At 64.5% G+C, this 13,681-nt stretch carries 3 protein-coding genes; 2 read left to right on the top strand and 1 reads right to left on the bottom strand.

Annotated elements, in window-relative coordinates; all coding sequences use genetic code 11:
• Nucleotides 1-1,184: 1,184 nt before the first annotated feature.
• Nucleotides 1,185-1,406 (bottom strand): hypothetical protein, encoded by a 222-nt coding sequence (locus BLU38_RS31125; protein WP_157683891.1) that lies wholly within the window; start codon nt 1,404-1,406, stop codon nt 1,185-1,187.
• Nucleotides 1,407-2,034: 628 nt separating this feature from the next.
• On the opposite strand from BLU38_RS31125, the gene BLU38_RS31130 reads away from it, so the two are divergent.
• Nucleotides 2,035-4,065: a hypothetical protein gene (locus BLU38_RS31130; RefSeq protein ID WP_157683893.1), complete on the top strand. Its 2,031-nt coding sequence runs from the start codon at nt 2,035-2,037 to the stop codon at nt 4,063-4,065.
• Nucleotides 4,066-4,336: 271 nt separating this feature from the next.
• A partial coding sequence (locus tag BLU38_RS30655) for a hypothetical protein (protein WP_172836255.1) occupies nt 4,337-13,681 on the top strand: 9,345 nt, incomplete at its 3' end.

The following is a 13,681-nucleotide window of genomic DNA, read 5'->3' on the forward strand; positions in this document are numbered from 1 at the left end:
CACCACCGCCGCCGGCCGGACGCCATTCCATGATCAACATCGCTTCGAGAGCGGCAGCCGTTGCAGCACGACTGCATCCCGTCGGACGCGCTGCGCCCCTGGCGCAGTGGGCACCGAATCGACGCGGGCGCCCAGGTCGTACCGACGACATGGGCGGCGGCGCCGTACAGCCCATCCACGACCCCCTCCGATCCGCGCGCTGGCACACCAAGCATCGGGCGGGGCGACAGCACGCCGATTCAGTACCAATCGGCGCGATGCGGCGGTCTACCCGGGATGGCTGGGCACACCTTCGGAGGGCAGAACCTCCAAAACTTTATGAAAGCCTCATTCTGAAATGACGTTTCGTGCCTTTTACGCCTGGGCGCTCCTCATCGAGGGCACCATGGCACCCCCTTCGGTCGGCTAACCACGCTGCCCGGACAGGGCTTGCGCACCGGCATCGAGAGGGTCGCAAGCGCGCCCTCTGCCACCACTCTGACCAAACCTCAGGATTTCGGCATTGCAGCATTGACACGGTTCGGGTCAACGCTTAGATTCGGCACTGTCTAGTGCACAGGATGACCAAGATCCTGGGCTCACCGGAGTGGATGGTGGCGATCCGTCGCATCCAAGCACCGCCCGCTCCACGCGTCGGCCACGGCCGACAGAGCAGCACTTCACAAGCCTCTCGGGGGACTCGGGGAAGAGTCCGGCTACGCAGTTCACGACTGCGCAGCACGTGTTGGATCCGCAGAGAGGAGGTGAAGTCAAATGCCTCGCAGCACCCGCCGCGCCCCACAGCCCCGGGACACCAAGAAGCCTGCTGGACAAGCGGCTTCACCTTCGACGTGGAACCGACGGTCAAGCGGCTCGGCGCGATTCGCACTCCGGCTGGCCTTCATGGTCGGCCTGTCTGCCGTCGCATGTGTGGCACTGGCCCACACGGCCAGCGCGGACGAGAAAGATCCCGTAGCGCTCCGCGACACCAAGGCAGCAGACAAGGCCCCCAGGGCCGGCCTGCTGAGCGGAGTCACCAAGACCGTGGATTCGACAGTCCGACACACGACCAACACCGACCCGGCTCCGACCAGCACGACGTCGGAGTCGCGATCCGATCAGGGTGCCCGGGTGATGCCCCGCCGAGCTCGGGACGGCGAAGACTCGACGACGCAGCACAGCAGCGCCGGCGACTACACCCCTCGTCACGCCGCATCGTCGGACGACGACGCGACGTCGACACAGCAGAGCAACAACCAAGCACAGCACGACCAGCAGGCAAACCATTCCGGTGACGAGGACTCGATCAAGACCGAGTCCATCCAGACCGTCACCGCGAATTCGAAAGACTTGGATAGCTCCGAGAAGTCCAACAATTCGGACACCGAGAATTCGGAGATCTCGAAGACCTCGAAGTCTTCTGACAATTCAGCATCAAACTCGGATCGGTCGGCGGATAAGAATTCGTCGATCAGCAGCCAGTCGGACTCGACAGATCCGAATAATCACGAAGCACAGGATTCCGACGACAACACCGGCGCTTCCGTTTCGACATCACCGAACAAGATTTCAGAGGATTCAAGCTCGAGTGATTTCGAGGAAAACAACTCCGAGATCTCCGATGAAGCAGAAGAGGCTTCTTCTGACTCCACCGAGAATTCAACCGACCTGATCGATGCGATCGACGATATCGCTCAGGTCGCTACAGGATCCTCGAACGACAAGAATGCCGTCGACGTTGCGGACAAGTCAGAGAATCAGCACTCCTCCACTACCGAGGAAGAAGTTTCCTCCCCCGCCGTTGACGAGGATGCGGCGGGTGCTGATGACTCGCCGGCGTCACTTACCAAGACGAACGGCGACAAGGATTCAGTAACCGCGGGCAATTCGAATGCTGCTGATGTTCGCGCCAGCGATGTCGCCACTTCCTCGATTGCCGATACCGAATCCGACGACCCCCGTCACACGAGCACCAACGCCGACGTTTCTGACACCGCCGATCAATCCGGCACTGCCGATCAATCTGGCACTGCCGATCAATCCACCACTGCCGACGTGACCTCGACCGATTCCGAGGACGCCAAGCAGGTGGAGGACGACAGCCGCGACAGCGGACTCGAGACGCTTCTCGGATCGACCTTCAGTTCTGCGACCGCCGCCGACGCCGCGGCAGGACCGGCCGACGATGGGGCTCGGCAGGCCATCCAGGTCGACGACGATCACTCGTCCGATGCCCCACTGTCGATGGTCGACTCGCTGGTCGCACCGGTGACGGGGAACGCAACCGACGGCGCCACCGAACCGGCCGACGGGGCCGATCGCGGAGCCGCCGATCATCGTCACGACGCGACCGCTGCGACTGACTCCGCCGACGCCGAGTCCGAGCTGACCGTCGCCGATACCACTGCGGCCGATGTCCCGGACACCGCAGCCGCGGCCGACCTGCTCGGTGACCGGCCGACGCTGCTGTCGATCCCGATCGGCACGCGGGCCTCGTCGTCGGCAGGCCACGTCACCGACGACGGTGCCGCCTCCCAGCCCAGGACCGATCTGGACGAGGCCGCGGATCGCTCCGACGCCGATCACTCCACGTCGATCATCCGCGATCTGGTGCCGGTGCTCGGCGGTCTCGACCGGCTTGCGGCCGGTTCCGCACAGCCCACTGAGGACCACGCCGAGCAGACCGATCCGAGTACGGCGGACGACGGCGCTCTCCGCTCCGATGAGGCAATCTCGGCCGTCTCCGGCGAAACCACCTCGACCGATCGCGGTTCGGCAGACAGCTCACCGACCGGTGCCCTGCTGGAACGAACCACGACGGCACTGTTGGGCGACTCGGTCGCGCCGCTCATCGATCACACGGTCACCCCGTTGATCAAGAACACCGTCGCACCGGTGTTGGACGCATCGGTCGGCCCACTTGTTGATCAAGCGGTCACGCCGGTGGTGGACAAGGCCGCTGCTCCGCTACTCGATCACACCGTGGCACCGATCGTCGAGGGAACCGTTGCGCCGATCGTCGACCCGCTGGTCGACAAGACCGTCAGTCCAGTCCTTGATCAAACCGTCACGCCACTCGTGGATCGTACGGTCGGTCCGCTGGTCGACGAGACCGTGGCGCCACTACTCGATCAGACAGTTTCTCCGGTGGTCGACGAGGTCGCGCACGTCGCCGCCCCGATCACCCGGACCGTCGTATCGACCGCTGTGCCGGTGACCGAAGCGGTCGGTGACGTGGCCGCCCCGGTGATCAACACCGTCACCGACGTGGCTGCGCCGGTGACCACGACCGTCGGTGATGTGACGGCACCGGTGATCAATTCCGTGACCGATGTCACCGCCCCGGTGATCAACACCGTGACCGATGTCACCGCCCCGGTGATCAACACCGTCACGGCTCCAGTGGTCAACGCCACGTCGACCGTGACGACCGTGGTCGACCCGATCGTGACAGCGATCAGTGGGCCGGTGGGTTCGGTCACCGAGGTGATCAACATCGTCACCCAACCGCTGACCGGCGCGATCCTGCCTACGGTGAGCGCGACGCTGCCGTCCTGGAACACCGGGTCCGTAGCCGATGTCGCGCCCTCAGGGTCGTTGTCCGTTGACCAGCTCGCGGCCGTGCCGTCGACGGTTCCGGCGATGACCGTGGCGACGCTGCAGCCGGTCCGAACGCTGACCTCGGACGAGCCGACGACGCTCCAGCCGACCGGGACCGTACGACTCGGTCCCGTGATGGATAGCCCCACCCGCCCCGGCCAGCGTGCCGCTCAGCCGACCTCGTTCCTGCAGAACGCAACCGACGGTCTGGGCGATGACGATGCTGACAGCTCGCAGGGGCTCGGTGGGTCGCACCTGAAGCCCGGCGCCGTCGACGTTCTCGCTCCCTCGGTGGGCGGCGGTAGCGGCCACGGCGGCAGCGCCGGTGCCAACTCCTCAATCGGCGGTGGCTCCGCCGCGAGCAACGCCGGCGTCCTTGCCGACGCGTTCAAGCTCCCCAAACTTGATCAACTCGGGACCGTACATCCCGAATCAGAGAATCTCCCCACAGGACCCACGTTCGGTCCTGGCTCCTCCCCTGACTGACGGGTGTCCCGTCTGCTCTGATCCAGTGCGCTCGCCCATGTCTGGGCCGACGCCTGTGATCCGACCCTCCATGGTCAGCAGACATACATGAGGACCTGAACTTCAAACCCGTGCAATGTTGGGAGACATTGTGAGAGAAGTCTGTTCTCGGGGACTACGAAGAACAGCATGGGCAGCAGCCATCGCAGGAGGAATCCTCGCGCTCGGCGGAACGCTGGCTCACGCTGACAACGGATCACCACCGGGTTCGGATGATTCGCAGGACGGCCTTGTGTCCGGCCTGACGAAAACTGTGGACGAGACTGTTTCCGACACGACCAAACCGGTCACGTCATCACTCAAGGGACAGAGCGAGTCCAACGAATCCGACGAATCGACAGCGACGAAGGCATCCGACCACAGCCAACCGGCTCGTTCGACTGTCAAGCTGCAGAAGAGTTCGTCCGGCAGCAGTACGGCTCATGAGGCCCCGGCCCATGAAGCCAAGTCCGGAAGCACCGAACCCGCTGCGGCAAAGACCTCGTCCCTGTCCTCCGAAGCCAAGTCGACTTCGAAGGCACAGGAACAAGGCGGGTCGTCACAGGAGCAGAGCAGTACCAGCAAGTCCGACTCTGAACCTGTCAAGGCGACGAAGGTTCACACCGCCGAGGCGACCTCATCGCAGGATAACGCCACGAGCGATGGATCCGAATCTCAGCCGAAGCACGCCAAGGCGTCGCATGAGGATGAGAGCACAGCTGCCGCACCCAAGCACGCCGCGGACAGCCAGAAGATGGAAACCACGGACGCCGCGCCGAAGCACGCGGCGGACGATGACAACGCAACCCCGACGACGAAGATCGCCACGGCGTCCAAGTCCACCACGGACGAGGACAGCGCGGCGTCGACGAAGTCGGACAAGTCCGTCAAGGTGACCACCCTGTCCGATGACAAGGCAGGCACCGAGGCGGTCAAGGCCGAACCGGTCAAGACATCAGCGACCGATGAAGCCACCGCAGAAAACACAGATGAAAGCAACGACGCCTCACCAGCGGCTGAAGAGCAGCCGGTGAAGGCAACGTCAGAGACGGACGAGTCGTCGAACAACGACGACGCTGACGTGACCATCCAGGACAACGATTCCGACGGGCTCGTATCCGGCGTGGTCGGTGAAGTCGACAACACCACGGGTGGCCTTCTTGGTGGCCTCCCCGTCGTTGGCGACACCACCGACAAGGTCGCAGCTACGGCTGACGGCGCGGCGGGATCCGCCACCGGTGCATCGGCTGATGCGTCGGCGAATCTGGATGATCAGCAGTCGGGAGCGATCAAGGTCGCTGCCGGCGAACCGACGTCCGACTCAACAGATAACTCTGCACAGCTGAAGGCCGAGGCAGGCACGACGGACGATCTTCTTGGTGATCACTCCGTCAACGCCGAGTCTTCGGGCAAGGATGTGCAGATCAGCACCACGAATGACAAGTCCACCATCGCTGCAGATCCGGAAACGGTCTCGGCGGCGTTGGACGAGGCGAAGGACGTCGCAGCAGCGGGCGAAGTGCACGCTACTGATGTCGACGCCAACACGGGCGCCACCCGGGGTGATTCCGAATCGTCAGATGATCCGGTTTCGTCCGTCACGGGCGGTGACAGCCCAGTCAAGACGGTCACCGACACGGTGGGCGGTGTCACCGGAGGTAATGATCCGGTGCAGCTGGTCACCAACACCGTCGGCCAGGTCGAGAGCGATCCGGTCGGCACGGTGACTCAGGAAGTCGGCCAGGTCGAAAATGATCCGGTTGACACAGTGACCGGCACGGTCGGCCAGGTCACCGGCGACGGTTCCCCACTGAACGTTGTGGGCGGCGTCACCGGCGGCAACGATCCGGTCAAGACGGTTACCGACACGGTCGGCGGCGTCACCGGCGGCGGTTCCCCACTCAACGTTGTGGGCGGCGTCACCGGCGGCAACGATCCGGTCAAGCTGGTCACCGACACGGTCGGCGGCGTCACCGGCGGCGGTTCCCCACTGAACGTTGTGGGTAGCGTCACCGGCGGCAGCGATCCGGTCCAGCTGGTCACCAACACGGTCGGTCAGGTCGAGAGTGACCCGGTCGGCACGGTGACCACCGAAGTCGGTCAGCTGTCCAACGATCCGGTCGGTACGGTTACCGGCACGGTCGATGGTGCGACCGGCGGCCTCGCCGGAGGCGGTGGCCCGTTGGCCCTCGTCACCGGCGGCAATGAGCCGCTGGAACTGGTCACCGGTACGACCGGAAAGGGCTCCGGAGGTGGCTCCCCACTCGACGTGGTGGGTAGCGTCACTGGTGGATCCGATCCGGTTCAGCTGGTCACCGGAACGGTCGGTCAAGTCACCGGCGGCGGCTCCCCGCTCGAGACGGTTGGCAAGGTCACCGGAGGTAACAGCCCGGTCGCCCTCGTCACCGGAACGGTCGGTCAGGTCACCGGCGGCGGCTCCCCGCTGCAGACCGTTGGCAAGGTCACCGGAGGTAACAGCCCGGTCGCCCTCGTCACCGGAACGGTCGGCCAGGTCACCGGCGGCGGCTCCCCGCTGCAAACCGTTGGCAAGATCACCGGAGGCTCCCCCGTTCAAGCGGTCGGGAACCTCACCAGCGGTACGCCCCTTGAAGCTGTGACCAATACGGTCGGTCAGCTCCAGGGCGGCGGCATCATCAGCAAGCTCACCGGCACCACCGGAGATCCCCTCAGCACGGCAGTGCAGAAGGTTCCCGGTTCCGGCGAACTCACGGCAGTTACCACCGACCCGGTGGGCAGTGTCGAGGGTGCGACCGGCGCAGTGACCGGTGACGTACAGCCGAACGGCCAGGTCCAGTCGACATCCCAGCAGGTTGGACCGTCGTCCGACATGGCCGCGGCAAACGCACAGACGGCTGCCGGCTCTGACGAGTCGTCAGCCAACGCAACCAGCAACGGCGGCGCCAGCGCCCCCGTGCTCGACATTCCGATCCAGGCAACGGATTCCGGCAGCGCCGACTCCGGGATCCTGACCGCGATCGGGAACGCTGGTACGGATACGGCTGCGGCTCCGGTCGCGGCAACTGGTGGAGCATCGGTCGGCGGTACCTCTGGTACCTCGAGCGTCACCACCAATACGCCCCAGGTCACGACCCAGGGCGATGTTTCGCACAGCACGACCACAACCACGGTGAACCGTCCGCGGCAGTCTCATCAGGTCAGCTCCTCCAGTGAGTCGACCTCCGGAGGTGAGTCCGATGACAGTGACCCACAAATAGTCCCGATTTCGGCACCTGCACCTGATGTGACGATTCAGGACGGCAATGTTCTGCCTTCCGACAATGGCGTGGCCGGTTCCGGAGACACTGATGTGGCTTCGCAGCAGACCATCACCCTCGTCGGTGGAATGCAGCAAAACCCGTGTGGTGCTCAGGAAGCGTCGTTGTTCTTCGTGAACACGACCGACTGGGGCACCTGCGCCGGCGACAGCACCAACGTCGTTGGCAACACGGCAGCAGGAAACACCGCCGCTGGCGTGGCCGGCTCCGGAGACACCGATGTGGCTTCGCAGCAGACCATCACCGCCATCGGTGGTATGCAGCAGAACCCGTGTGGCGCCCAGGAAGCGTCGCTGTTCTTCGTGAACACGACCGACTGGGGCACCTGCGCCGGCGACAGCACCAACGTCGTTGGCAACACGGCCGCAGGAACCGCTGGTGTTGCTGGTGGCTCCGGCTCGACTGACGTCGCGTCGCAGCAGACCATCACCGCCATCGGCGGCATGCAGCAAAACCCGTGTGGCGCCCAGGAAGCGTCGCTGTTCTTCGTGAACACGACCGACTGGGGCACCTGCGCCGGCGACAACAGCAATGTTGTTGCAGGCGGCACCGCAGCTGGTGACACGGCAGCAGGAACCGTTGCTGGTAATGGCTCTGGATCCACCGATGTGGCTTCCCAGCAGACCATCACCGCTATCGGTGGAATGCAGCAAAACCCGTGTGGCGCCCAAGAGGCCTCGCTGTTCTTCGTGAACACGACCGACTGGGGCACCTGCGCCGGCGACAGCACCAACGTCGTTGGCAACACGGCAGCAGGAAACACCGCCGCTGGCGTGGCCGGCTCCGGAGACACTGATGTGGCTTCGCAGCAGACCATCACCCTCGTCGGTGGAATGCAGCAAAACCCGTGTGGCGCCCAAGAAGCGTCGTTGTTCTTCGTGAACACGACCGACTGGGGCACCTGCGCCGGCGATGACAGCGTCGCTGTCACCACTGGCGACACGGCCGCAGGAACCGCTGGTGTTGCTGGTGGCTCCGGCTCGACTGACGTCGCGTCGCAGCAGACCATCACCGCCATCGGCGGCATGCAGCAAAACCCGTGTGGCGCCCAAGAGGCCTCGTTGTTCTTCGTGAACACGACCGACTGGGGCACCTGCGCCGGCGACAGCACCAACGTCGTTGGCAACACGGCAGCAGGAAACACCGCCGCCGGTGTGGCCGGCTCCGGAGACACCGATGTGGCTTCGCAGCAGACCATCACCCTCGTCGGTGGAATGCAGCAAAACCCGTGTGGCGCCCAAGAGGCCTCGCTGTTCTTCGTGAACACGACCGACTGGGGCACCTGCGCCGGCGATGACAGCGTCGCTGTCACCACTGGCGACACGGCCGCAGGAACCGCTGGTGTTGCTGGTGGCTCCGGCTCGACTGACGTCGCGTCGCAGCAGACCATCACCGCCATCGGCGGCATGCAGCAGAACCCGTGTGGCGCCCAAGAGGCCTCGCTGTTCTTCGTGAACACGACCGACTGGGGCACCTGCGCCGGCGACAGCACCAACGTCGTTGGCAACACGGCAGCAGGAAACACCGCCGCCGGTGTGGCCGGCTCCGGAGACACTGATGTGGCTTCGCAGCAGACCATCACCGCCATCGGTGGCATGCAGCAAAACCCGTGTGGCGCCCAAGAAGCTTCGCTGTTCTTCGTGAACACGACCGACTGGGGCACCTGCGCCGGCGACAACAGCAATGTTGTTGCAGGCGGCACGGCCGCAGGAACCGTTGCTGGTAATGGCTCTGGATCCACCGATGTGGCTTCCCAGCAGACCATCACCGCTATCGGTGGCATGCAGCAAAACCCGTGTGGTGCTCAGGAAGCGTCGCTGTTCTTCGTGAACACGACCGACTGGGGCACCTGCGCCGGCGACAGCACCAACGTCGTTGGCAACACGGCAGCAGGAAACACCGCCGCTGGCGTGGCCGGCTCCGGAGACACCGATGTGGCTTCGCAGCAGACCATCACCCTCGTCGGTGGAATGCAGCAAAACCCGTGTGGCGCCCAAGAAGCCTCGCTGTTCTTCGTGAACACGACCGACTGGGGCACCTGCGCCGGCGATGACAGCGTCGCTGTCACCACTGGCGACACGGCCGCAGGAACCGCTGGTGTTGCTGGTGGCTCCGGCTCGACTGACGTCGCGTCGCAGCAGACCATCACCGCCATCGGCGGCATGCAGCAAAACCCGTGTGGCGCCCAAGAGGCCTCGCTGTTCTTCGTGAACACGACCGACTGGGGCACCTGCGCCGGCGACAGCACCAACGTCGTTGGCAACACGGCAGCAGGAAACACCGCCGCCGGTGTGGCCGGCTCCGGAGACACCGATGTGGCTTCGCAGCAGACCATCACCCTCGTCGGTGGAATGCAGCAAAACCCGTGTGGCGCCCAAGAAGCTTCGCTGTTCTTCGTGAACACGACCGACTGGGGCACCTGCGCCGGCGATGACAGCGTCGCTGTCACCACTGGCAACACGGCCGCAGGAACCGCTGGTGTTGCTGGTGGCTCCGGCTCGACTGACGTCGCGTCGCAGCAGACCATCACCGCCATCGGCGGCATGCAGCAAAACCCGTGTGGCGCCCAAGAAGCGTCGTTGTTCTTCGTGAACACGACCGACTGGGGCACCTGCGCCGGCGACAGCACCAACGTCGTTGGCAACACGGCCGCAGGAACCGCTGGTGTTGCTGGTGGCTCCGGCTCGACTGACGTCGCGTCGCAGCAGACCATCACCGCTATCGGTGGAATGCAGCAGAACCCGTGTGGCGCCCAAGAGGCCTCGCTGTTCTTCGTGAACACGACCGACTGGGGCACCTGCGCCGGCGATGACAGCGTCGCTGTCACCACTGGCGACACGGCCGCAGGAACCGCTGGTGTTGCTGGTGGCTCCGGCTCGACTGACGTCGCGTCGCAGCAGACCATCACCGCCATCGGCGGCATGCAGCAAAACCCGTGTGGCGCTCAGGAAGCGTCGTTGTTCTTCGTGAACACGACCGACTGGGGCACCTGCGCCGGCGACAACAGCAATGTTGTTGCAGGCGGCACCGCAGCTGGTGACACGGCCGCAGGAACCGTCGCAGGTAATGGCTCCGGCTCGACTGACGTCGCGTCGCAGCAGACCATCACCGCCATCGGCGGAATGCAGCAGAACCCGTGTGGCGCCCAAGAAGCGTCGTTGTTCTTCGTGAACACGACCGACTGGGGCACCTGCGCCGGCGACAACAGCAATGTTGTTGCAGGCGGCACCGCAGCTGGTGACACGGCGGCAGGAACCGTTGCTGGTAATGGCTCTGGATCCACTGATGTGGCTTCCCAGCAGACCATCACCGCTATCGGTGGAATGCAGCAGAACCCGTGTGGCGCTCAAGAGGCCTCGTTGTTCTTCGTGAACACGACCGACTGGGGCACCTGCGCCGGCGACAACAGCAATGTTGTTGCAGGCGGCACCGCAGCTGGTGACACGGCAGCAGGAACCGTTGCTGGTAATGGCTCTGGATCCACCGATGTGGCTTCCCAGCAGACCATCACCGCTATCGGTGGAATGCAGCAAAACCCGTGTGGCGCTCAGGAAGCGTCGTTGTTCTTCGTGAACACGACCGACTGGGGCACCTGCGCCGGCGACAGCACCAACGTCGTTGGCAACACGGCCGCAGGAAACACCGCCGCTGGCGTGGCCGGCTCCGGAGACACCGATGTGGCTTCGCAGCAGACCATCACCGCTATCGGTGGCATGCAGCAAAACCCGTGTGGTGCTCAGGAAGCGTCGCTGTTCTTCGTGAACACGACCGACTGGGGCACCTGCGCCGGCGACAACAGCAATGTTGTTGCAGGCGGCACCGCAGCTGGTGACACGGCAGCAGGAACCGTTGCTGGTAATGGCTCTGGATCCACCGATGTGGCTTCGCAGCAGACCATCACCGCTATCGGTGGCATGCAGCAAAACCCGTGTGGTGCTCAGGAAGCGTCGCTGTTCTTCGTGAACACGACCGACTGGGGCACCTGCGCCGGCGACAACAGCAATGTTGTTGCAGGCGGCACCGCAGCTGGTGACACGGCCGCAGGAACCGTTGCTGGTAATGGCTCTGGATCCACCGATGTGGCTTCCCAGCAGACCATCACCGCTATCGGTGGAATGCAGCAAAACCCGTGTGGTGCTCAGGAAGCGTCGTTGTTCTTCGTGAACACGACCGACTGGGGCACCTGCGCCGGCGACAGCACCAACGTCGTTGGCAACACGGCCGCAGGAAACACCGCCGCTGGCGTGGCCGGCTCCGGAGACACCGATGTGGCTTCGCAGCAGACCATCACCGCCATCGGTGGAATGCAGCAAAACCCGTGTGGCGCTCAGGAAGCGTCGTTGTTCTTCGTGAACACGACCGACTGGGGCACCTGCGCCGGCGACAGCACCAACGTCGTTGGCAACACGGCCGCAGGAAACACCGCCGCTGGCGTGGCCGGCTCCGGAGACACCGATGTGGCTTCGCAGCAGACCATCACCGCCATCGGTGGAATGCAGCAAAACCCGTGTGGCGCCCAAGAGGCCTCGCTGTTCTTCGTGAACACGACCGACTGGGGCACCTGCGCCGGCGACAACAGCAATGTTGTTGCAGGCGGCACCGCAGCTGGTGACACGGCCGCAGGAACCGTTGCTGGTAATGGCTCTGGATCCACTGATGTGGCTTCCCAGCAGACCATCACCGCTATCGGTGGCATGCAGCAAAACCCGTGTGGTGCTCAGGAAGCGTCGTTGTTCTTCGTGAACACGACCGACTGGGGCACCTGCGCCGGCGACAGCACCAACGTCGTTGCCGGCAACACCTCCGCGGACTCGGCGACCGGCATTCCTGCCGGCGCCGGGTCCTCGGACCTGGCCTCCCAGCAGACAATTACCGCTGTTGGAGGCATGCAGCAAAACCCGTGTGGTGCTCAGGAAGCGTCGCTGTTCTTCGTGAACACGACCGACTGGGGCACCTGTGGTGGCGACAGCAACGTTGTTGCCGGCAACACCTCCGCGGACTCGGCGACCGGCATTCCTGCCGGCGCCGGGTCCTCGGACCTCGCATCGCAGCAGACCATCACCCTTGTGGGTGGCATGCAGCAGAACCCCTGCGGCATGCAGGCTGCTTCGCTCCTCTTCACCACCTCCCAGGACTTCGGTACCTGTGGTGGTGACGGGGTTTCATCGGGAAGCACGTCAGGTAACGCCGGCAATGCTGGCGTCAACGCAAATGACATTGCTTCGCAGCAGACCATCACCCTTGTGGGTGGCATGCAGCAGAACCCCTGCGGCATGCAGGCTGCTTCGCTCCTGTTCGTCAACTCGCAGGACTTCGGTACCTGCGGCGGAGATCAGCAGGGTGTCCCGACCCAAGGTGGTTCCGACCAGCCGGGCGATTCCGACCAGCCGGGCGATTCCGACCAGCCGGGCGATTCCGACCAGCCGGGTGACTCCGACGGCAAGGTCTCGATTGAGGTGACCGACATCCAGGTCAATGGGGAGTCCGCTTCCCAGGCCCCTGGCCCGCAGTCGGCACCTGGTGACCAGGTCGACATCAATGTCACGGTGAACAACACCGGCGACACCAACATCGACCAACTCGGCGGCACCACTGGCCTGTCCTGCCAGGACAGCTCCATCGCTGCCGGCGATTCCACGGTTTGCGGGATTGAGTACACCCCGCAAAACGAGGGTCAATACACAACCCAGGTGACGATCGTCGCAGCCGGGCCCGACGGGTCCACCAGCTCCGCGACCGGCACTGCCTATTTCCAGATCACCACCAACTCCGACCAGCCGGGTGACTCCGACCAGCCGGGTGACTCCGACCAGCCGGGTGACTCCGACCAGCCGGGTGACTCCGACCAGCCGGGCGATTCCGACCAGCCGGGTGACTCCGACCAGCCGGGTGACTCCGACGGCAAGGTCTCGATTGAGGTGACCGACATCCAGGTCAATGGGGAGTCCGCTTCCCAGGCCCCTGGCCCGCAGTCGGCACCTGGTGACCAGGTCGACATCAATGTCACGGTGAACAACACCGGCGACACCAACATCGACCAACTCGGCGGCACCACTGGCCTGTCCTGCCAGGACAGCTCCATCGCTGCCGGCGATTCCACGGTTTGCGGGATTGAGTACACCCCGCAAAACGAGGGTCAATACACAACCCAGGTGACGATCGTCGCAGCCGGGCCCGACGGGTCCACCAGCTCCGCGACCGGCACTGCCTATTTCCAGATCACCACCAACTCCGACCAGCCGGGTGACTCCGACCAGCCGGGTGACTCCGACCAGCCGGGTGACTCCGACCAGCCGGGTGAC

It is taken from the genome of Microlunatus soli, assembly GCF_900105385.1.
Classification (GTDB): Bacteria; Actinomycetota; Actinomycetes; order Propionibacteriales; family Propionibacteriaceae; genus Microlunatus; species Microlunatus soli.